The organism is Lysinibacillus sp. F12 (genome assembly GCF_057773605.1).
Genome location: NZ_JBYMLP010000003.1, coordinates 572,789 through 596,312 on the forward strand (window position 1 = coordinate 572,789; position 23,524 = coordinate 596,312).

Here is a 23,524-nt window from a genome sequence, read left to right on the forward strand (position 1 = left end):
GGGAGGCCTTTGTTTGAAGAAAAAAGTATTGTTATTCGGTGACATTGGCATCGACGATACGATAGCATTGATTTATGCAAGATTACACAAAGAAATCGAAATTGTCGGGTTAATTGCCGATTATGGCAATGTATCAAGAAAGGATGCGGTAGCTAATATTTATTATGTTATGAAATTATTTGATTTTCCCGAGGGAATTCCCGTTATTTTAGGTGCAGAGATCCCACTAACCGGCGAACAGCCAACGTATTATCCAGAAATACATGGAGAACATGGACTTGGTCCGATTATCCCGAACGAAGATCATGACATAAAAATCGAAAACTTTTTGGAAATTGTTAATATTATCGAGAAACACAAGAATGATGAACTAATCATTGTCAATATTGGGCGTCTTACATCCTTAGCGACCATGTTTATTCTTTATAATCAGCTCATGCAACATGTGAAGGAAATTTATATTATGGGTGGGGCGTTTTGGGTGCCGGGCAATGTTACGACCGTAGCGGAAGCAAACTTTCACGGGGATCCATTTGCGGTTAATATTGTGCTCACCTATGCAAAAAATGTCACAATTATTCCATTGAATGCTACACAGAAGGCAATTGTTACACCAGGAATGGTTAATTATATAGACTCATTTGGAAAGACGAAAATCCTTAAACCATTGATGGAATACTATACAAAATTTTATCAAGAACGGGACCCATCACTACTAGGTAGCCCCGTCCATGATGCTTTAACGCTAATGGCAGCAATTTATCCTGAGATGTTCATCTATGAGTCATATCCTGTGATGGTTGTTGATAAATTAGATGGACCTGCTAGAGGGCAGAGCATTGCCGAAACACGACCGTTTGAAAATATAAATAGTGGTAAAAAAAGACATCGCATTGCATTTGATATCCACTATGATATATTCTTCCATCACTTTATATCTATTATGACCGGCCATGATTGGCAATAAATTATTCAAAAACACCGTCTCTTAAGACCACAAAGTCAACATTTACATTTACTTTCATATCCTTATACATTTCATGCCATTTGTCCTTTGTTAAATGGGAATATCTCACAACGCTTCTATATTTCTCCCCGAAGCCAAAAATATCGGATTCCACTTTCTGACTATGAGCAATGACTCTTGCTATTTCCTTCGACAATTTTTTTTCAATGGCTTTTTCAAGGGCAATCACGCTGTCTCGGTCACCCTGATTAATATCTGGAAATACTTCTAATACCCTTGATTTGATTTTAATGTTTAAATCAAACGCAGGTGTTTTTGCATCCAGTAATTTCATCTCTCTTGTCGAGTGGATGGCGTCGAAAGCGACCGTTATTTTATCCGCAGGTTTATGGAGTAATTTAGGAGGAATATCTTCTTGCTCCAAAATGGTTTCATATAAACCTACTTTAAACGTATCTCTGACAATTTTTACATAAAAGCTATCCTTTGCAGGAAGTGTACTAACCATTTTGCCACCTTTAAAGAGAGCTACACCACTTAGCTCCACAAATTCACCATCTCTTCTGATGGTAGGCATAGCTAAATCCTGTCCAATGGAATAATAATCATGAGCAATCTGATGAAGAGTCGCCGAAATCATATATTCCTGTTTCACATTTTGCTCGATTAATCTGAAAACATGCTGACCAATATCCTCAATATTTTGGTATTCGTATTTCAAAAATGGGGCTGCTTTACCTTCCACTACGGCCATATAAATACCGTTGCTGACGCTGGCGTTTTCTAGACTAGTATCAATATAATAACGTAAATCTTCTTTCGCCAATTCTTCACCAAACAAAATAACCCTCATTTGACCAACCATTATTTTTTTTGAAAGCTTTCTGTTCGCTTCCATTCGATTCCCTTTACTTGTGTCATTTTCTGTTGTCAAAATTTCCACTTTACTTTGGAACTCTGGATTGACTTCACGAATAACAGCTGTCGCAGCCATTTTGCTTTCTGTCCCTACATCGTAGCCAACTAATGTGGTTAATCCTACTTTATCTAAAACATTGGTTTGAGCACATCCATATAAAAAAACCAATGAGAGCAGCATAATAAAAGAGCATCTAAGCTTGTTCATTTTTGGTCACCTTCTTTGATGAAACCTTCTTTTTTAATATAGCCAAGATCCATAATAAAATAGGGTAAATAAAAATAACATAAAATGCTATATTGCCAAATACGGTGTTAATCGTATTGATTTCTGTACGGGTTTGAATGATCATTGTGAAAATGAAAACGATGAAGGAAAAAAGCCAAACAAATGTCGTGGCGCGTATTTTGACTAATCGAATGGCTCCGCGATATGCGGCCCATAAATACAGACATAAATTCGGTATAATAATGAGCATCCAAAAACAAACGGCTATAAATTCAAAACGTTCTATAAAAGGGAAGCTGATAAAGCTAAACAATGTCAATGTTGCCCAGATGGTTTTTAGTAATTTTCCCTCACTGTAATAAGCAATGGACACCATCATGACTACTAGATAAATCAATGTCGTAAACAATAATCCTAAATGAACGGGCTTGCGAATATTTTTTTTGTCTTTTACAAAGGGATAAATAACATTTAAGATTTCGAAGCCGATAATGGTAAAGGTCATGGAATGGGCACCCTTTAAAATGGAGCGAATGTCGTTTTCTAAAATAGGAAATAAACTTTCCGCTGAGGCATACTTTATTGGAAAGGCTAGCACGGGTAGTATCCATAAGGAAAGTATGATACTGAAAAAGGATACACCGACTATTACTCGAAGCCCACCTGTAAAGGCATAAATAATAATGACTAATAACGTAGCGGACAGAAACCATGTCCCAATACTAGGGAAAATCCATGCGTGAATCACTTCAATATAATTTCGCAAAACAGAAAAAAAGGCGACAGAGCAATAAGTAACATACAACGCATTTAAAAAATTGCCCATCCATTTTCCAAAAATATCTTGTTGGATGCCATATAAATCATGGGAGCCGTATATGTCTAATGTTTTAATCATGCAAAATGTGACTATATGGGTGGCAATGCCTGCTATCAGAACTGAAATCCATGCATCCTGCCTTGCATCTTGATAGATAATGCGTTGAAATCCCTGTATACCGACCCCAATTTGAGCGCTGTGCACGACAAAAAAGAGCAAATAAGCGTTAATCATCTCTTTTGGGTTAAGTTGTATAGGATTGTTCATTTCTTTCACCTTCAGTTCAACTTTTTTCCGGTTTTATTGGCTCAGGCTCGAATTTATTGGTATCTTTTGGTCTTGTTAACGCAGGTCTTTTCGCTGTATAAGGAATAGGCATTCTGATAATACTATCCCGCATTTCTTTCAACCTTGGTGGATAGAAAGGAGACAAATACGGAGCACCCAAACTTGATTGACGTAAAAGATGAATAAGAATAAAACAAAAAGCTAGCATAATGCCATAAAAACCCCAAAAGCCTGCAAGGATAATGATGGGGAAACGAATCAAACGAATCACGTTGCCCATCATATAACTCGGAGAAGTGAAGGAAGCGAGTGCACTTAAAGCAATGATAATCAATAAAATATTACTCGTAATACCTGCCTGTACGGCTGCGGTACCTATTACGATACCGCCAACGATACCGATGGTTTGTCCAATTTTTGTTGGTAGTCTTGCCCCAGCTTCTCGTAGTAATTCAATAATAAACTCTAATAATAACGCTTCGAATATAGGTGGGAAAGGAACTAAGGCTCTGGACTCACTTAATGGCACTAAAAAGGCTTGTGGAATGACCTCGTAATGAAAGGTTAAAGCGGCCACGTAAAAGGGTGTTAAATAGACGGATAAAAAGAAAGCAGATATTCGTAATAAACGAAGAAAGGTAGCAATTTGCCATCTTAAGTTTTGATCTTCCTGGCTTTGAAAAAATTCCGTAAAGGCTTGCGGGCAAATAATAGCCATCGAGCTACCATCAACTAAAACACCTATTTTTCCATCTAATAACGCATCACAAAATCTATCTGGCCTTTCCGTTAGCAGCATTTGAGGGAATACTGACAATGAATTATCATCAATCATTTCTGCCAAAACGGCACTATCAAGTAGCTCATCGACATATAAATCCGTTATTCGTTGGCGCATTGTATGGACCATTTGCACATTAGCAATGCCACTCATATATAGCAGTGAGACAGAGGTATTGGTACGCGTGCCGATTTTCAGTTTTTCATTACAAAGGTTAGGACTTACTATGTAGCGACGGATTAAAGAAATATTTGTAGTTAAGCTTTCATTAAACCCAACCTGTGTTCCAATGACCTGTGATTCATTTTCTGGTGCCGATAATGATCGGGATTCTCGCGTAGCGATATTGCCAATAAGAACTTGGGAGCAGCCGTCTATATGAATAACGACAGATCCATTGACCATCGATTCTACTGTTTCCTGTAGTAGATTGGATTTTACAATTTCGGGGATAGAAAGACTTACCTCAATGCCTTCTAGTGTTTCTTGAGGATTATTGAGCAAATTTGCAATAATGTCATTGTTCAATGTCTGATTATCGACTAAATTATCTATATAAATAAGCGTAATATTATGTGGGATGGCCTTCATTATTAAATCAGCTGGGTTATTCGTTGCATTTTGAATCGACTGAATAAAATGATCAGTTGTCGGGGCGACCCTTACAAGATTTTCTTTTGGTGGCTGTTCAACGGATGGTAGTTGTTTTTTGTTGAAAGCTAGTTTAAATTTCATGCTGAATTGTAGGCTCCCTTCATGGTTAACTTCTTTATAGATTGAACATTTGCAGGATATTCTATACTTATACTATTCTTTTTCAGTCTAACTAACATGGTCGATACATCAGGGAATTCATCTAGACAGCATTTAGCAGAAAGTGGTAAGATTAGAGTATTCTTAAAAACAGAAGGGAAATTAGACATTTATGCTAAAACTTATTATCGCGATTTAAATTCCTATGAATTTAATAGAAGGGCTATTCTATAATGTTAGAAAATTATAGATTTATTTAGTATGGCCCTTTTGCGATAACGAAGAGAAGCATAATCTTGTCTGATTCAAATAAACAGATACTTTAGTAGCCACTAAAGTGGTGAGCATTGTTTTCTGTGTATCAACAAAGGACTTTATGAGGTTTTCTCATAGGGTCTTTTTCTGTTTTTAGGAGGTGAGGATTCCACTAATAAAGATGTATTCCTATATATAATCGGAGGGAAAAACATGAAGAAGTACGAATTGGTGTGTGATTATCGTCATGATGATCGATTAAAGGATAGTTTTAATGATTTAGCCATAAAAACATTTGGTTTGGATTTTCGAGGCTGGTATAACAGAGGGTATTGGAATGACCAATATATTCCTTATTCATTTATACATGAAGGAAAAGTGATCGCCAATGCTTCTGTATACAAAATGTCGATTTGCATAAATGGCGAGCAATTAAAGGGGATTCAGATTGGGACGGTGATGACCGATGAACATCATCGTCATCAAGGTTTGGCAAAGCAATTGATGCTACATATCATGAAGGAGTACGAAGAAGCCTGTGATTTCATGTATCTCTTTGCCAATGAAACAGTACTCGATTTTTATCCAAAGTTTGGCTTTACGCGTATCCATGAAAGTGAATTCAGCTTAGACCTTACTACAAGACCTATACAACGAAAGCAGACTAGCGTCCAACTGCTGACCATTGATCAAAATCTAGCCCTTCTTGAAGCTTATGCGAAAAATCGTTATACCCATTCAAGTGTGATTGCTGTGGAGCAAAATGAAAGCTTATTAATGTTTTATTTTACGTTAGTTTTCCCGCATGCTATTTACTATTTAGAAGAATCAGAAACAATAGTATTAATGGAGGAAGAAGAAGGGGTACTAAATATTTATGATATCATCTCTTTGCATGCTATCAATGTAGAGGATTTGCTAGCAAGTATTGTCAAGAAAACAACCAAAAAAGTAGTGTTTCATTTTACACCAGAGTTTATGATGGAAGGCATGAATGCAACCATCCTGCCAAATGATGACGACGCTTTATTCGTGCTTTCGAAAAAAGCGATTGTGCAAGGGAATTTTATGTTCCCTTTCACATCGCATTGTTAATTGCAATAGGATGGACTCTATACACAAGCTCGTACTTTAAAAAGTGCGGGCTTTTTTTGCCACTTTTCATGTTTTGTCAAATAACTGTAACATTGCTGTTTTACGATACAACCATCAGCTTAATGGAAATGAGGTAAAACACAATGAAAAAAATCAGCATGCTATTACTTACAGTTATTTTAGCCCTATACATGGCCAAGCTATTTGGACAGGGTCATAACGACGAAGTAGCATTTATTGATGAAATCGCACCAATAGCGGTGACATTAAATCAGCAAGGTCAAGAAATATTGCCAAGCATAATTATTGCACAGGCTATATTGGAATCGAATTATGGTAAAAGTGAATTAGCTGTTAACGCAAATAACTTGTTTGGGATGAAGGGCAGGTATCATGGTAAATCCGTTAAAATGCCGACAGTTGAATATGAACATAATAAAAGCTATACAACGGAAGCAGAATTTCGAGCTTACCCCGATTGGAATAGTGCATTAAAGGACCATCGTCAGCTATTATTAGAGGGTACCAGTTGGAATGCACATCAATACGAAGAGGTTTTGGCAGCGTCAACCTATCAAGAAGCTGCCTATGCCTTGAAAAAAAGCAATTATTCGACGGATCCTTTATATAAATATGATCATTAGGAGTTTCATAAAATGAATATACTCATTGCAGATGATGAATTAGCTATGTTAAAGATTTTACAAAACTATTTTCAAAGAGAGGGGTTCACGGTCTTTACCGCAACAAATGGAGAGGAAGCACTTGCCATTTTTTATCAAGAAAAAATTGATTTGGCCATTTTAGATTGGATGATGCCTAAAAAAGATGGGTTGATGGTCTGTCGTGAAATGAAACAAACACAAAAGATAAAGGTCTTACTGCTAACAGCAAGGGACACTGGTGAGGATGAATTTCAGGCGTTGGCAGAGGGGGCCGACGATTATGTCAATAAACCCTTTTATCCCAAAGTACTCATTATGAGGGCGAAAAAATTACTGCAAATCGAAGCTATACAACAGCTACAGAATGTGTCCTTCGATGTGACAAGTAAACGTGTTTGGCGAGCAGGGATAGAAATAGAGTTAACGAAAACGGAATTTGAGCTGTTACGAATTTTTAGCCAAAATCGGAGACAAATCTTGACGAGAGATCAGCTCCTGGATTTAGTGTGGGGATTGGACTATATGGGAGATGCTCGAACAGTGGACACACATATACGACGATTGCGAGAAAAAATAGGGGAGAACATTATCCAAACACATAGAGGTATTGGGTATAGTACAAGCGAATGAAACAGAAAATCGGCACAAAATTAACCATTTATATTACTTTAGTAGTCATACTTACATTTTCTATATCCCTTGGTGTAAGCCAGTTTTTTCTCCCTAAATTTTATCTTTATCAGCTGAATAAAAAAGTATCAGAAGCCTTTGAGACTTATCAAGTTTTAGAGGATGTAGAGTTGGTGGAGCGTCAATTTGATGTCACGATTATAGCAGTTCCATTGGAGGATTCCCTCAATGATCTGAATGAAAATTTAAGACTTCAACTGGCGAGAAAGCATATAGCTCTAAATAAATTTTGGGTTTCCGAGGAAGTACTTCAAACTATCTCGGAAGATAAAGTTGTAGGAAAGCTCTATGATCAGGGGAAACAAAAGTCTAGCTTTATTGTGCATTATGCGAAAGAAGAGGATCAGCTTGTGATGATTGGAGCCACTATGGCACGTTTTACAGATATAGCCTCTTTTATTAATCGTTTTAATTTAGCCTTTCTAATAGTAAGCATTTTAATCATTATTATAGTTACGGGGCTCCTATCTCGAAAAATAACCAATCCATTAAATGAATTGCAACAAGTAGCAAAAGAAATTGGGGAACTGAATTTTCAACAGACGACCATTCAAACGGGTGATGAAATCGAAGAATTAGCAAAAAGTATTAATAAAATGAGTTTAACCCTTGAATCAGCACAGCAATTATTAACCCAACGAAATCTAGATTTAAAGCAATTTATGATGGGCTTAACACATGAGTTGAAAACGCCTCTCGCCCTCATTAATGTTTACTCAAGTGGGATTGAAGATGGGTTGGATGATGGCACCTATTTAACTGTTATTCATCAGCAAGTGGATCGTATGGAGAAAATCATTACAGATATGCTTTATTATGCTCGAACAGAAGAAAATGCTATGTATGTATCACATTTTGACTTTTTCCAGCTACTACAAGAAATCATCCAAAGCTATCAGCCTTTGAAGGGGGATAAGCAGATAGTTCTTCAATCTGACGTAACTACCTTTATGCTGAATAGTGAGCAGGAAAAAGTCTATTATATTGTAGAAAATTTGGTTAGCAATGCACTAAAATACACCTCGGGCAATGAAATAATGATTACCTTTCATTCGGGTATATTGAAAGTAAGTAATCATACAACGCTTCAGGATATTTCTAAAATATGGCAACCATTTTATGTAGGGGAAAGCTCTCGAAATAAACATTTCTCTGGAACAGGGCTTGGTCTCGCTACAGTGAAAAGTCTTGCCGAACAGTTAGACTTTGTAACGGAGTCCACACTATCAAATGGAAAAATAACGTTTACTATAGATTTTACAAGCAAGTAATAATCATAGGTAGTGAATATATGAAAACACGGTTTAGGCATATTCCTAAACCGTGTTCAGACAGAAGACAAACATCTTGTTCAATTAATACTATGTTTGGAATTAAAACGTAGAAAATCTACAGTCTAAGGTTGAGAAATGATATTCTTAACCTTTTTCTATATTTAAAGACTTAGTTTCACAGTAATACCCTTTGCCGCCAACATAAACTTTTTCTATTTCATTCTTGCTATTGGTTGCTAATTTAACTAAAATTTCAGAAGGCGAGTGTAAAGAATAGCCTTGTTCAAATACATAGACTTCTTTTTGCAGGTGATGCTGTTCATAAAGGTAGCAAGCTAATGCACCATTAGAAGTTCCAGTTGCTGCTTCTTCATTGATGTCGTATAGGGGAGCAAAATTTCTGCATATAATACGATTGTCATTAAAAGTATATAGATGCATCCCAACAACATTATAATACTGGCTCATTTCTTTAATTTTTTCAAAATTAGGTTGCAGTGCATGTAATTGTGTTTCATTGGTTATAGGAATTAAAATATCTTTTAAGCCTGTCGAGACAATTTGAATGGGGTATTTATTGTCTATAGCTTTACTATCAAAACAGTTGATGAATTCGTTTGAAGATATAACATCATAGAATATCGGTTTGTTTTGTTCCATGAAAATGATGTCATCTTTTATCGTAATAGTAAGAACACCGCTGTTCGTTTCAATTGTATAGCAATCCCTGAAAAGTTTGTGTAAATGCATCAGTATCGTGAAAGAGCCAATTGTAGCATGACCACATAAATCAACTTCTTCTTTTGGTGTAAAATACTCAAATTTATAATCAGCCATTTCAGATTTTGATATAAATGCAGTTTCCGCATAGCCCAGCTGTTTGGCTATTTCCATTTTTTGAGTAGTGGTCAATGTATTCTCATCAAATACTACTCCTGCTTTATTTCCGCCTTGATGATCCTTGCTAAATGCACTTGCAACATAAACGGTTACGTTCATTAGACATCTTCCTTCCTCATTTATAGTGAATTGTAGCATAGAAAAAACTACGTAAAAACGTTGTTGTATAAATATACAATAAAACAAGAGGCGAACTATTTTAGTATCTGAACTCTCCAAAATAGTTTACCTACAGTCAAAAACGCGGTGCCGTCCTTCATCTACTAGGAAGAACGCGAATAGTAGCTGATTCCTTCTTTGTTTTAACCTTTAACGTCAGCCCCATGATAACGATGATAATAATTAATAAGGTGAAAAGGGCAACGTCAAATGTATTTGTCATATCTTTGATAATCCCAACAAGCATTGGTATGATACCACTAATGATATAGCCACCGAATTGAATCATTGCTGTCCATTCACTTGCCTCTTTTGGTGTAGTCGTTGCATCTAAAGGTAAAATCATTGCTAATGGGAATAAACCACCAGCACCAATCCCTGTTAATGTCGCACAGAAAATAGGGGAGATTCCACCCATAATTAACATGAAAATGCCGATAAAGGAGCTTGAAGCACAAAGTAGCATCCAAGGCTTTCTCTTGGAACTATTATTTATTAAGATGGGAATGATAAAGCTGCAAACCATCTGCATGACAGAAAAAATAGTGACGGTCGTTGCAGCGTAGGCGTCACTATATCCCATATCCTGTACTTTTGGAGCGAGCCATGTCGCGAGGGAATAATAAACACCTGATTGGAAACCGAACATAATCATAAGGAGCCAAACATATCGGTTTCCCCAAGGTAACCGACTTTTTTGATTTGCAGTTTTCTCAAATGACTCTTGAGATGGCTTTGATTTTTTAATGATAGGAATCCAAACAATGATACCTATAAGAGCGAATACCGACCATATCGCTAAAGCTGCGTTCCAAGATTGATGAAATGCATGCATAGCAGGAACAACTAAACCAGCACTTAAAGAGGCTCCAATTCCCATACCCGCAGAATATACACCAATCATAGTAGAAGAATATTTAGGAAATTCCTTTTTGATATAGCCTGAAATCAGTGGACCTGTTATGGCAATCCCTATCCCACTAAGAATAGCAGTTAATAATAAAAGGAAGGGGAAAGTTGCCACTAACCGTAAAGCAGTTGATATACCGATTAATAAAACGGATCCACCAATCGTCCACTCAATACCCCATCGTTCACTTAGCTTGCCAGCCAATGGCGCAAAAATCCCCATACAAAATACGGGTAGTGCCGTTAATAAACTTACTACAACACTTGTCATCTGCAAGTCTACTTGAATATTTTTCAATACTGGCGAGATAGATGTTATCGAAGCTCGTAGATTCATGGAAAGTATAAACAAAGAAAAAACGCTCCAAATAATCGGGAAGTTTTTTGATTTCGCCATCACTGAAAACACCTCTTTTAGTTATTATTTGATATACTATAGTTAACTTTTTGTTTAAAAAATAAACTATGATTAACCGACTTGTATAATATAGTATACTATTGGTACAAAGTCAATGGAAAGGGTGCCATCTATTGCAGGAGGAGCATATGGATTTATCTAGTCAAGTAGGTATGAACTTAAGAGAGATTCGAAAAAATAAAAGGATGAGTCTCGAAGAGCTCGCGAGTGTTAGTAATGTCAGTAAGCTAACATTAGGGAAAATTGAACGGGGGGAAACAAATCCAACTGTTAATATCCTTTGGAAAATATGTAGAGGGCTTCATATTCCATTAATTTCTTTATTATCCTTTGAAGAAAATGTAGAGGTTCATCGTTTTGGATCGGAATATCAATTTGCAGGTCACAATAACGACTGGTTTGTCGAGCCTTTATTCAAAACAAATGGAACTGAATGGTATAGAGGTCGTCTTGATCCTAATAGTGAATATAGTGAGTGTCACTTAGCAGGCTCTGAGGAAGTTGTGCTTGTGTTGAATGGGCAATTGGAGCTGAAGGTCGGAGAGAAAACCCATCTGTTAAACCAATGGGATGTCATTAAGTTCAAGGGTGAAGAACTTCACACGTATATTAATCACTCAGATGAAAAAATACATTTAATGCTGTCATTAACGTATACAACTCCGTGATTGTCCCCTAAAAATTAGGCACGGATGAATGGTAAGGGTTACAAAGTAAAATAGATTGAATCTTTTAAAGAAAGATTTGCTCTCATTCAAAACAAACATCGGTATTTTCACGTAAAAATCGTCCTTACTAAGTTCAAGTAAGGACGATTTTTCACCGTTGTATTATTAAATATAACCCCAAATCATACATAGTAATGTTCCAAAAATGGTAACGAGCGCTATGACTAACCCATAATAAATATTGGTATAGATGGCGGGTTTATCATTCGTTTCACCAGCATGCATAAAGACAACTAACTGTAAGCCTGCCTGAATAAATGCTGTGACTAAAAGTATTGTCATCGTAATAGGCATTGCTATTTGAAAAAAATAGACACACGCTGCAATGATGGTAAGGATTATCGACAAGGCAAATCCCATCACCTGTTTTAGTGGGAATAAATCACTCATTTCACACCATTCCTTTCAAGTAAATGAAGCTGAAGATAAAAATCCAAACCACATCTAAAAAGTGCCAGTATAAGGAGAAGATGAAAGATTTATTGGCTGTTTCAGGCGTTAATCCACGCGTAATTAATTGGTAGACAATAAACATCCCCCAAAACACACCAAATGTGACATGGGCACCATGTGTCCCTAATGTTGTCAAAAGGGTAGCTGTAAAGGCGCTCGTTTGTAAGCCTGCACCAACATGCACATAATGAATAAACTCATAAACCTCAAATCCAATAAATGCTACGCCTAGCAATAGCGTCAACACATAGAACGTAATCATCGCTTTCATATAGCCTTTGCGCATAGCGTGTATGCCTAGACCAATCGTAAAGCTACTAGTGAGAAGAATAAATGTTTCAAATAAAACAGGTGTAATTTCAAAAATATCTGCTCCAGTAGGGCCAGTTCCGGTGCGATCCACTAACACAAAATATGCTGCGAACAGCGTTCCAAAGAGCATGATTTCAGCGCCGATAAAAACCCAAAAGCCTAGTATATTCAATTGATTTTGCTGTGTACTATATTCTAAAGGGAGTGATTGATCGATTTTCATGATTGACTACCTCGCAATTTTGATTCCGTTTCTTTCACTTTTTCGACAGGTACATAGTGTCCAGTGTCTTTTTCCAATGAACGATGAGCCATGCAAATAAAAATACCGATAGTTGTAACAATAGTTGGAATCCACATACCAAATACAAATGAGAAGCCCCAAGCAAAGAATATACAGCCTAGAATGAATGGTATCCCACTGTTATTTGGCATATGAATGTTTTCGTATTTTTCTGGGAACAAATCATGCTGGCGATATTTTGCATCCCATAATGCCTCAGTTGAAATGACATGCGGTACTTTTGCAAAATTATAGTACGGCACTGGATTTGGTGTAGCCCATTCTAATGTACGTGCGTCCCATGGGTCTGAGCCAATGTTTCTTGGTGCATAACGAATGCTGTAATAAACGTTGTATACAATTAACATAAAGCCAATCGTAAGACCAATAGCGCCGACAAAGGAAACCATATTCCACATACCAAAACCTGTGGAAGCTGAGTAAGTATACATGCGGCGTGCTTGTCCATCTAAGCCAGAGAAGAACATCGGCATAAAGGCAAGTAGGGTGCTAAGTGCAATAATCCAAGCCGTCACTTTGCCGATTTTTTCATTTAACATAAAGCCAAACATTTTTGGCCAATAGTAATGTAATCCTGCTAGCATGGCAAATACAACACCAGGAATAATGACCATGTGAAAGTGAGCTACTAAAAACATCGTATTATGGTACTGGTAATCTGCTGCTGACATACCTAGCATTACCCCTGTTACGCCACCAATTGTAAAAGTAGGGATAAACAACATGGCATACAGCATCGGCGTTGTAAAGACAATTTTTCCTTTCCACAGGGTGAATAACCAGTTAAAAATCTTCACCCCAGTGGGCACAGCAATCGCCATCGTTGTTATTGAAAAAATACTATTTGTTAAAGCACCTTGCCCCATTGTAAAGAAATGATGGGTCCATACTAAAAACGATAGGAAGGAGATAATCACCATGGAGCCGACCATCGATTTATAGCCATAGAGATTGCGTCCCGAGAAGGTCGAAATAATTTCACTGTAAAGCCCAAAGGCAGGTAATATGAGAATATAAACCTCAGGATGTCCCCAGACCCAAAAGAAATTCGCCCATAGCATATCCATACCACCATTGGATGTTGTGAAGAAATTCGTAGCAAATAGGCGGTCGAATGTTCCCATGACAAGTGCTACCGTTAATACAGGAAAGGCAAAAACAATAATAACGTTTGCGACTAATGAAGACCACGTAAACATAGGCATTTTCATTAATGTCATTCCTGGAGCACGCATTTTGAGAATGGTAACAATCATATTAATACCAGTAATTAATGTACCTAACCCTGAAATTTGTAGAGCAAACAAGTAATAGTTGACCCCTACAGATTGACTAAATTCATTATTAGCAAGAGGGAAATAATTCGTCCAGCCAGCATCAGGTGAACCCCCAATAACAAAGGAAATATTTAATAGCATAGCTCCCATGAAAAATAGCCAAAAGCTTAATGCATTCAAACGTGGGAAGGCCACGTCTCTTGCGCCGATTTGAAGCGGCACAATGTAATTCATAAAGGCCATAATAAACGGCATCGCCATAAAGATAATCATGACTGTTCCGTGTGTTGTAAATATTTCATTATAATGCTGGGCATCTAGTAATTTATTATCAGGTACTGCCATTTGCGCTCGCATCATAATAGCATCCGCACCACCACGGAATAGCATAAGAATGGCTGAAATTAAATACATAATACCAATGCGTTTATGATCCACTGTTGTTAACCATTCCCGCCAAAGATAACTCCACTTTTTAAAATAAGTTAATCCTACAATAATCGCTATAACCGTTAGACCAATAGCGACCATAGATGCATAAATAGCTGGGCTTGGATGGGGTATAGCAAAACGTTCAAAGTAATCCATCTGACTAGGTCTCCTTTCGACATAAACCTTATCGTAAACTAGTTTCGTTTGAGAAATTCATGATTAATTTATGGAGTGGCATGATCTTTTACGTGGGAAGAGCCATGCTGATGTCCGCCATTTTCACCCTCAGGCGCTGGTAGAAACGTTAAATGCGTTCCATTGAATGTGGCTTGTCCCACATGACCTGGTTGTAGTAACGTATTAAACTTTTCCTCCGTTAATAAATCTGCTGTTTCCTTTACTTCCTTGACCCATTCATCAAATTCATCATGAGTCACCGCTGTAACATTAAACGTATTTTCCGCAAATCCTTTTCCATTAAAGTTTGCATTTCTTCCCATAAACTCTCCGGGCATATCCGCAGCCAAATGCAAGGTATTCACCATATCGGCCATCGCATATTTTTGACCCCCAAGTTGTGGAATCCAGAAGCTAGTAATCGGTCCATACGAATAAAGCTTAAATTCGATTGGACGCTCTGCAGGAATATACAAATAATTTACGGTTTCAATATCTTCTTCTGGATAACTAAAATGCCATTTCCAGTTAGATGTTGCAGCATAAATGACTAAAGGCTTTTCATCTTTGTATTTTTCCGGCGTAGACTCCACCTTGTAATTACTTTGAACTGAAATAATAGACATGTACGCAACAATTAACACAGGGATACCTACACAAATTATTTCAACCATTGTACTTCCCTTAATATGGGGAGGCTTATAGTCGGGACTTTGCTTGGAAGCGCGAAATTTCATTAACATATAAGCTAAAATCACAAAAACGACTAGCACGATAAAGGACATAATCCCTATCGAAAGCATAATATCTTTGGCTTGTACTTGAGCTTGAGGACCTTTTGGGTCTAATACTAAAAGCGGGTCACAGCCCGTTAACATAGTGACAATAGTGAAAAGACCAATTAATCTGAGCCAACTTTTTTTCATAAACAAACCCCTTTAACTGATTCTTTGAAGTGCTATCGGTTACTATAGGCTTGTATGGATTTTGATTCACAATTGATTTTTATGATAGTGGTCCATATTTTGAAAGACAAGGTGTTTTGCAAGATTACACAGAACGTTCTAAAACAACAAAAATAATTTTAGTATAATATTATCGAGAGGAATAAGCGTCAGGTAAGGGTTCTCGTAGAATTCTACGGGTTATAATTAAAAGTGGATGGTGAAAGTAATAAGGAAGTGGATGGTCATTAATCATTAACATTCTATTATGATTGACTTTTTAGCTTTTCAGACAAAGCTAGAAATAAGAGGCAATATAGAGGTGAAAAACTATGAATTGGAAACCAGATCGACATGCAAAAAAAGCTATCTATAAACAACTCGCAGAATATATGGAAAAAGGGATTGCTGATGGAACATTTCCGCCCGATAAACCATTACCATCAGAGCGATATTTAGCGAATACTTTACAAGTAAACAGAAGTACAGTTGTTAGTGCCTATGACGAATTAGAAGCAATGGGACTCATTGAACGCAATAGAGGAAGCGGTACGACCATTAGCAAAGATATTTGGGGAATCACACGAAAGCGAATTCCGAGCTGGAATCGATATATTGAGGCAGGCTCCTTTTTACCGAATCTACCAGTTACGCAAAAAATAAGAAAAGAGGCAGTGGATCATAAACTCATCAATTTAGCAACCGGAGAATTATCGGAGGATCTTTTTCCTAAAAGCGCATTAAGAGAGATTACGGCAACACGCTCTTTCATTGGTAGTCTAGGATATGATCATCCTCAAGGAAGTGAGATTTTACGAACGACCCTAGCAAACCATATAAAAACTAGCAGAGGAATTGATACAAATCCTTCTTCCATCCTCATTACGTCTGGAGCTCAACAAGCATTACATTTGATTGTCCAATGCTTGTTAAAGCCTGGAGATGCTGTCGCGATTGAAGATCCTTCGTATAACTTTAATTTACCAATTTTTAAATCGGCTGGATTAAAAATCCATTATCTTCCTGTTCATAAGGATGGCATTAATCCCGATGATTTGCAAGCCCTTTATAAAAAACATCGAATTAAAATGATATTTTTAAACCCAGATTTTCATAATCCAACTGGATCTTCGTTAAATATAAAGAAACGAGAGGCTATTCTAGACATATCGTCCAAGCTCGGGATTCCGGTAGTAGAAGACGATCCCTATAGCTTAACGGCCTTTTCAGGTGAGAAAAGACCAACTTTAAAATCATTAGATACAAACGGAAATGTATTATACATTAGCTCCTTGTCCAAAATCGTAGCTTCAGGTTTACGAATCGGCTGGATTATTGGTCCTACATCCGTTATTGAAAGACTATCCGATGCCAAGCAACAAATTGACTTTGGCCATTCCAGCTTCACACAATGGATAGCGAATGATTTTTTACAGTCCTCCAATTTTAACCTGCATATCGAGCATTTAGTGAAGGAATTGGAAAGACGCCGAGATACTATTGTCCAAAGTCTCCATACGTACTTAAAGGATGAGGTGACATTTTACGCGCCACAGGGTGGCATTCATATTTGGTGCCAAGTAATGGTAGAAGATTATAATGAAACACAATTACTAGAAGAATCCATTCAACGTGGGGTCATCTATGTGCCTGGCTCTACTATGGGATCACAAAAGGGATTTGTCCGTTTTACGTACGCCAGAGAAGATACCGAGTCAATAGACGAAGGAATCAAAAGGTTTGCAGAAGCACTGCATTGTCTAAATGGAAAAAGATGAATTTTTGTTAATTATAGACAAGTGGATGGTTAAATTAACAATGATGTGGATGGTTAAAAAAGTAGGGAAAGTATTTATGATAGAAACATGGATAACCAACATCCATCAAAGCTATCAACAATCATGGACGTGTGGAACGATTCACAATTATTCGCACAAGTAATGAAATCTGTAAATAGGGAAGGTGATAGAGGAACCTTGACTGTAATGCCGAGGACATTAGGGATGAGGTAGATCACTAATGCTAGTAGGTTTTGCGCTTCACAAAGGTTTAGGGAAAAATGCTAGAAAGCCACTTTTAATAAAGAGGTTATAACATTCACAACACCTATCGTTAATGTTGTCTGAAAGCTTTACCTGTTCGAACAGTCTCATTTTTAGCTTTAGCTGCTGATGAAAAAAATCAAGGCAGTCACTACTTATTATATTTTTATGCCCACGAGAATATAGAAGGGATATAGGCACCCCTTATATATTCAATTAAATCTAGTTAAAAACATCACTTAGCCACCTAGCTCCGCAATACCATCAGCGCGCTAGGTGGCTACTTTTATAGAAAGATTGAGTAAATACCTAGTTTCAATATTCTTGTTTACTCGCTAAGGGGAATGATGGTGGAAGTACAGGTAGGTGTGAAATAATATTAGAACACATATTTACAAGGGGAGATGTGGAATTTTTTACGAAGGTTTTTCAAGATGCAGGGGGGTCATTATAGGATGACTGGAACACGGGTGGTTTCTTGTGCAAGGTCTATTAACAGCCACTCAATTGACATAAAATATCAAATGGTGCACAGATTGAAAGCTCTGGGCTAATTGATACATAGGGAAACTATTTTTATTGCACAAGATGCTTCTGTTGATAAACAGAAGCATTTTTTGATTTTATCAAACGTCGGGGTGATGCAGATGAAATTTTAGTCCTTTGACAACGCCTGTACTGTTGTGTAATGCGTTAGCCCAATATGGTGGCACCATTATTAGTGTTTCGCATGACCGCCGATATTTAAAGGAAGTTGTATCAACCATTTATGAATTAACGAATGATGGCTTAATCAAGAAATCAACAATAAAAAAAGTCAATTCTCTGTAAGAAAAGAATCGACTTTTTACAAAAAAATATATGTACAACACATTGAAATCAACAATGGTTTATGGTAAATTTATAGAGATAGACATTGTATAATTAACGTACCACGTACTTTACCTATTTTAATTATACAATATACTCTATTCTTTCGTCAACAGTTTTATTATTTATTTTTAAAGGAGTGGTTGCTATGAAATCAGCAAAGGCACTACAACAGATGGGAGGAAAACCTACTCAGCTCATTGACGAAGAAGTCGAGACCTAAAAAGATAATCGAAATTCTCAAGAAAATGAAAAAGATAAAAGAAAGTAGGATTGATATTATATGTCGGAGAATACCATGTCTGCCCAGACAAAAACGCCATACGGCATGATTGCCATTTTATTTATTGGGGCATTTGTAGCGATTTTGAATGAAACATTATTAAACATTGCCCTCCCAGCCATTATGACGGAATTTGACGTAAAAGCCACTGCCGTACAATGGCTTTCAACGGGCTATATGTTGATTAACGGTATTTTAATACCTGCGAGTGCGTTCTTTATTCAACGCTTTACGGATAAAAAGCTATTTATTACCGCCATGGCCTTATTTACGCTAGGTACGTTCCTAGCGAGTATTGCACCAGCATTTGGTGTATTATTAGCAGCCCGTATGATACAAGCTGCAGGCTCAGCCATAATGATGCCTTTACTAATGAATGTTATGCTTACAGCATTTCCAGTTGAAAAAAGAGGGGCAGCGATGGGGATGTTTGGTCTCGTGATGATTACTGCTCCCGCAATAGGACCTACACTTTCCGGCTGGATCATTGAACATTATAGCTGGAGAATGTTATTCGATCTTGTTCTGCCAATTGCCATTTTGACATTAATTTTTGCAGCGTTTAAATTGAAGGATGTGACACCACAACGTGCCATTAAGCTTGATGTGATATCACTCATTTTATCAAGTATCGGATTCGGCGGCCTGCTGTATGGTTTTAGTTCAGCAGGGGAAAAAGGTTGGGACGACATACTTGTCTATGGAACAATCATCATCGGGACGATTGCTTTAATTACCTTTGTCCTTCGTCAACTTCGAATGGATGAACCAATGCTTGAGTTTCGTATTTTCAAATATCCTATGTTTGCCTTATCATCGGCAATTTCCATCGTCATTGCGGTGGCCATGTTCTCTGCAATGATTTTAATGCCTATTTATGTGCAAACAATTCGTGGCATTTCACCAATGGATTCAGGTTTATTAATGCTACCAGGTGCTATTGTAATGGGAATCATGTCTCCAATTACCGGGAAGCTCTTTGATAAATATGGCGCAAGAAGTTTAGCCGTATTTGGTTTAATCATCACCATTGTCACATCCTATTACTTTAGTAAAATAAGTATGGATACGGCTTATTCGACACTTGTTCTTCTGTATACATTACGGATGTTTGGGATGTCAATGGTCATGATGCCAGTTATGACTAATGGGCTGAATCAGCTACCAGCGTATAATAATCCACACGGAACAGCAATGAACAATACACTTCAGCAAGTATCCGGTGCTATTGGGTCGGCTGTATTGATTACAGTCATGAACAATAAAACAACTGCCAAGGCAGAAGAAATAGCTGCTAGCGCTATGAATAATATGAGTGCCAATGCACAGACATCTACACAGGGTGCCGCTGAGCTAAAACAACAAATCATGAATGAAGCCATGCTTCATGGTATTAATTATACCTTCTTTATTTCAACATTGATTGCGGTAATCGCACTCATTCTTGCATTCTTTATTAAGAGAGTTCAACCAAATCATGAAAATATGATGACTCATGAGGATGCTGAACAACAAGTAGACGTGAAATAAGTAGTCAAAAACGGGTGTTGCTAATGATAAGCAGCACCCGTTTTTTAGTGAAAATAAACCTCGGCTTCAGCTACAACTATACAGTGGTTATCTACTGGCTTTGTGCGATAGGAGCTGCTGTTGTATTACCCTTTTTACAACACAAACGAAAAGCCTATTTGTAGAAACACTCAATGCTACGGCTGAAATGGTTCTCTATCTTAGTCCAGTGATACCTATTATTTCATGACCATCTAGGCGATTATCGCCTTTATTTTAACGCGATTGGTTCCCTCTAAAAAATGGTGCAACAAAACGTTTAAAAATGCTTTGGGTTGAGGGGCGAGCGGAGAAGGGGAGCTTGACATAAAAAAATGGCGTTTCATCCATGTGAAACACCATTTCATATTATTGAGTTAATCGTTGGATAAAAGCATCTAAATGTTCGATTGTCACATAATCGTTAACACCAAATAAATTATCACCTTTACCTACCGTAATTTTATTGGATGCAAGGATGGATACATAGCTGTTAGCCCAATGAGCTCCAGGAACATCTACAAAGTTTTCTGTTGTTCCTTGTTGTTTTAAGTGGAATGCTTCTACTAAAACTTTTGATAGTTGACCGCGTGTAATAGGTGAACCTGGATTGAATTTCCCGTTTTCATCACCAGTAAAGACACCGATTTTTTTTAGCGCTTCAGCAGCACCTGCATATTTAGACCCTGGCTTTACATCAGGAAAACTTGAATTTGTTTGACTAGTATCTAATTGTAGTTTTTTAGCTATTTTAAGAGCGACTTCTCCACGTGATGAATAAATAGTAAAGTCTATTTCAGCATCTTTTACCTCTCCATAATCCGAGAAGCTTGCAACACGTTTTGCCCCCACGTAACGAGATCCCCAATAATAAGGGTCATTGATTTTATCCATTTTAACCCCTGAACTTGTCGTAGCCGAAATAAAATTGCTGTCACCTATGTAAATGCCAACGTGTGAAACACCGCTTCCCGAAGTATTAAAAAATACAAGATCGCCAGTCTTTAAATTACCTTTTGCGATAGAAGTACCTTGTTGATATTGAGCATTCGATGTACGTTCTAATGAAATACCTACCTTAGAAAATACTAATTGTGTATAGGCTGAACAATCAATACCTGTCTTAATATCTGTGCCCCCATATTTATAAGGAGTGCCAATATATGCTTTAGCTGTATTTGTTATATCTGTATATGTAGCTGCTTGAGCATCGTGAATACCTATTCCTGTAAAGAACATAAAAGACGCAAAAATCGGTAGTAATATTTTTTTCTTCAATTAATCCTTACCCCTTTCAAAAAGCAATCGCTTTTGAACTAAAGTAAGAATATCATGAAACGGTTAAGAGTTATTTTTCAATCATATTACTGATTAACACTTTCCTATGATTCTGACATGTTATTTTTAATCATGTAATGTATCTGCAATAATTATGGTCAATTTTACTAAAAATATATGAATTAATTGGATATTTAGGGATAAAAGAGATATTAATTATATTTATGCTAAATTCCATAATCAATATCTCTTACTAGCAAAATATAAATAGTGGAGATTTAATAATGAATCTTCGTTATAAAAATAGAAAGGAGGGAATTATGGTCAATTGACTTGAATAAATGAAATCTTCATCTAGGTAAGACACTATCAGATAAAGAATATTCAATCAGAGGCAAGTTTCCAATTTAGATAAAGCGTATTTCTAGTTATTTTAAATAGTAGCTTTAGTCAAAAACATGTAATGTCGTTTCTTTTTTTGTTTAAAGTGAACAATGTTATTTAAATGCTCCTATCCTACAATTAAATTAAGCAATTAACATAATAAAAAATAAAAAAGGAAGTGATCGAAAACGAAAATACCTGATTTTTTTGTGCAATATGTGCAAAAAATCTCAACCACCTCTTGCTGTGAAATAACAGTCTTGAAGAGATGCGAATGTCTCTTCTAGAAACCTATGGTAACTAGTTAATCAACAGACGTATTAGTAAAAAAATAATAGGAAGGAATTGATTGAAATGTTAGTCAAATTATTAGAACCATTAAATGTTTCAGATTCGATCATTGAAAAATTAGCGGAGCCAATCAAACAGGCCGGACACGAATTTGTTTATTACAACAAGAAAACAACGGATAGTGCAGAATTAGCAAAACGTAGTGAAGGTGCAGATGTGATTATGATTGCTAATAATCCTTATCCTACAGAAGTGATTGATCAAAATGCCAATTTAAAATTAATAAATGTAGCCTTTACAGGTGTTGATCATGTAGGTATCGGGCAAGCGAGAAATCAAGATGTTATGATATGTAATGCAGCTGGATATGCGAATCAAGCAGTTGCTGAATTAACAATTGGTTTAGTATTAGATGTGTACCGCCGTATCTCTCAGGGTAATAAAGAAATCCATGCCGATCATTTCCCAGGAGCATTCCAAGGTAGTGAAATTAAAGGGAAAACAGTTGGTTTGATTGGTACAGGAAAGATTGGCATGATGACTGCTCGTTTGTTTAAAGCATTTGGCGCAAAAATAGTAGCTTCAGACCAATCTAGAAGAAATCCGGAAGCTGAAGCTTTGGGTATCGAGTACATGGAATTAGATGAGTTATTAGCACAATCAGATATTGTGTCATTACATATACCACTACTTTCAAGTACAAAAGGATTAATCTCTAAAGAAAAATTAGAATTAATGAAAGAATCAGCTATTCTAATCAACTGTGCACGAGGTCCAATTGTTGATAATGATGCATTAGCCGATGCTTTAAATGAAGGGCGAATTGCAGGAGCGGGGATTGACGTATTTGATATGGAACCGCCAATTCCTGGAGACTATAAACTATTACAAGCCAAAAATGTTATTTTAACACCCCATGTAGGCTTCCTTACAAATGAGGCAATGGAACTGCGTGCTAAAATTGCATTTGATAACACCATGGCTTTTTTAGAGGGAAAACCTCAAAATATTATTCGCAGATAATCATTTTCTAATAAACGCTAAATGACGTGGGTATAGTTTGAAATTCGAAACAAGGAG

General features: G+C 36.9%; 19 protein-coding genes. 9 read left to right on the forward strand and 10 right to left on the reverse strand.

Annotated features, from left to right (window positions below):
* Positions 1–13: 13 nt before the first annotated feature.
* A complete protein-coding gene (locus AC3CH7_RS16830; protein WP_447402289.1) occupies positions 14–967 on the forward strand; it encodes a nucleoside hydrolase in 954 nt (317 codons plus the stop codon).
* 1 nt (position 968) lies between these two features.
* Here AC3CH7_RS16830 and AC3CH7_RS16835 read toward each other — a convergent pair whose 3' ends face one another.
* The 3 genes from AC3CH7_RS16835 to AC3CH7_RS16845 are packed head-to-tail and all read right to left on the reverse strand — an operon-like array spanning position 969 to position 4,738.
* Positions 969–2,093, reverse strand: coding sequence for a Ger(x)C family spore germination protein (locus tag AC3CH7_RS16835; protein WP_447402290.1), 1,125 nt, complete (start codon positions 2,091–2,093; stop codon positions 969–971).
* A complete protein-coding gene (locus AC3CH7_RS16840) occupies positions 2,080–3,201 on the reverse strand; it encodes a GerAB/ArcD/ProY family transporter (RefSeq protein WP_447402291.1) in 1,122 nt (373 codons plus the stop codon). The genes AC3CH7_RS16835 and AC3CH7_RS16840 overlap by 14 nt, the downstream gene beginning before the upstream one ends.
* Positions 3,202–3,217: 16 nt before the next feature.
* Positions 3,218–4,738, reverse strand: a complete 1,521-nt coding sequence (locus AC3CH7_RS16845; RefSeq protein ID WP_488381655.1) for a spore germination protein — start codon at positions 4,736–4,738, stop codon at positions 3,218–3,220.
* Between the two features lie 486 nt (positions 4,739–5,224).
* On the opposite strand from AC3CH7_RS16845, the gene AC3CH7_RS16850 reads away from it, so the two are divergent.
* The 4 genes from AC3CH7_RS16850 (at position 5,225) to AC3CH7_RS16865 (ending at position 8,732) form a co-directional block, all read left to right on the forward strand.
* Positions 5,225–6,106, forward strand: coding sequence for a GNAT family N-acetyltransferase (locus AC3CH7_RS16850; RefSeq protein WP_488381656.1), 882 nt, complete (start codon positions 5,225–5,227; stop codon positions 6,104–6,106).
* Positions 6,107–6,249: 143 nt separating this feature from the next.
* Positions 6,250–6,750: a glycoside hydrolase family 73 protein gene (locus AC3CH7_RS16855; RefSeq protein WP_488381657.1), complete on the forward strand. Its 501-nt coding sequence runs from the start codon at positions 6,250–6,252 to the stop codon at positions 6,748–6,750.
* A 12-nt stretch (positions 6,751–6,762) separates the two neighbouring features.
* Positions 6,763–7,401: a response regulator transcription factor gene (locus AC3CH7_RS16860; RefSeq protein ID WP_012294492.1), complete on the forward strand. Its 639-nt coding sequence runs from the start codon at positions 6,763–6,765 to the stop codon at positions 7,399–7,401.
* Positions 7,398–8,732 (forward strand): sensor histidine kinase, encoded by a 1,335-nt coding sequence (locus AC3CH7_RS16865; RefSeq protein WP_488381658.1) that lies wholly within the window; start codon positions 7,398–7,400, stop codon positions 8,730–8,732. Before AC3CH7_RS16860 ends, AC3CH7_RS16865 begins: the two co-directional genes overlap by 4 nt.
* 147 nt (positions 8,733–8,879) lie before the next feature.
* Here AC3CH7_RS16865 and AC3CH7_RS16870 read toward each other — a convergent pair whose 3' ends face one another.
* Positions 8,880–9,734, reverse strand: coding sequence for a PhzF family phenazine biosynthesis protein (locus AC3CH7_RS16870; protein WP_036216252.1), 855 nt, complete (start codon positions 9,732–9,734; stop codon positions 8,880–8,882).
* 157 nt (positions 9,735–9,891) lie between these two features.
* On the reverse strand, positions 9,892–11,100 hold the full coding sequence (locus AC3CH7_RS16875; RefSeq protein WP_031415913.1) for an MFS transporter: 1,209 nt from the start codon (positions 11,098–11,100) through the stop codon (positions 9,892–9,894).
* Positions 11,101–11,249: 149 nt separating this feature from the next.
* Between AC3CH7_RS16875 and AC3CH7_RS16880 the strand changes: the two genes are divergently transcribed.
* The gene (locus AC3CH7_RS16880; protein WP_031415915.1) at positions 11,250–11,789 is read left to right on the forward strand and encodes a helix-turn-helix domain-containing protein; all 540 of its coding nucleotides are present in this window, start codon (positions 11,250–11,252) and stop codon (positions 11,787–11,789) included.
* 165 nt (positions 11,790–11,954) lie between these two features.
* Here the strand turns inward: AC3CH7_RS16880 and qoxD are convergent, their stop codons facing one another.
* The 4 genes from qoxD to qoxA all read right to left on the reverse strand — a co-directional run bounded on the left by qoxD (position 11,955) and on the right by qoxA (position 15,730).
* Complete coding sequence (gene qoxD, locus AC3CH7_RS16885) at positions 11,955–12,239, reverse strand: cytochrome aa3 quinol oxidase subunit IV (protein WP_031415917.1); 285 nt, start codon at positions 12,237–12,239, stop codon at positions 11,955–11,957.
* Position 12,240: 1 nt separating this feature from the next.
* Entirely contained in the window at positions 12,241–12,837 is a 597-nt protein-coding gene (qoxC, locus tag AC3CH7_RS16890) for a cytochrome aa3 quinol oxidase subunit III (RefSeq protein WP_012294499.1), read from the reverse strand.
* On the reverse strand, positions 12,834–14,783 hold the full coding sequence (gene qoxB, locus AC3CH7_RS16895) for a cytochrome aa3 quinol oxidase subunit I (RefSeq protein ID WP_422762326.1): 1,950 nt from the start codon (positions 14,781–14,783) through the stop codon (positions 12,834–12,836). The genes qoxC and qoxB overlap by 4 nt, the downstream gene beginning before the upstream one ends.
* Before the next feature lie 68 nt (positions 14,784–14,851).
* Entirely contained in the window at positions 14,852–15,730 is an 879-nt protein-coding gene (gene qoxA, locus AC3CH7_RS16900) for a cytochrome aa3 quinol oxidase subunit II (protein WP_036161687.1), read from the reverse strand.
* 350 nt (positions 15,731–16,080) lie between these two features.
* Here qoxA and pdxR point away from each other — a divergent pair, with 350 nt between their 5' ends.
* Both pdxR and AC3CH7_RS16910 read left to right on the forward strand, forming a co-directional pair.
* Complete coding sequence (pdxR, locus tag AC3CH7_RS16905) at positions 16,081–17,526, forward strand: MocR-like pyridoxine biosynthesis transcription factor PdxR (protein WP_197148614.1); 1,446 nt, start codon at positions 16,081–16,083, stop codon at positions 17,524–17,526.
* A 1,417-nt stretch (positions 17,527–18,943) separates the two neighbouring features.
* The gene (locus AC3CH7_RS16910) at positions 18,944–20,473 is read left to right on the forward strand and encodes a DHA2 family efflux MFS transporter permease subunit (protein ID WP_036161689.1); all 1,530 of its coding nucleotides are present in this window, start codon (positions 18,944–18,946) and stop codon (positions 20,471–20,473) included.
* Positions 20,474–20,860: 387 nt separating this feature from the next.
* Here the strand turns inward: AC3CH7_RS16910 and AC3CH7_RS16915 are convergent, their stop codons facing one another.
* Positions 20,861–21,769, reverse strand: a complete 909-nt coding sequence (locus AC3CH7_RS16915; protein WP_488381659.1) for a C40 family peptidase — start codon at positions 21,767–21,769, stop codon at positions 20,861–20,863.
* A 738-nt stretch (positions 21,770–22,507) separates the two neighbouring features.
* On the opposite strand from AC3CH7_RS16915, the gene AC3CH7_RS16920 reads away from it, so the two are divergent.
* On the forward strand, positions 22,508–23,467 hold the full coding sequence (locus AC3CH7_RS16920) for a 2-hydroxyacid dehydrogenase (protein ID WP_197148609.1): 960 nt from the start codon (positions 22,508–22,510) through the stop codon (positions 23,465–23,467).
* Positions 23,468–23,524: the final 57 nt, after the last annotated feature.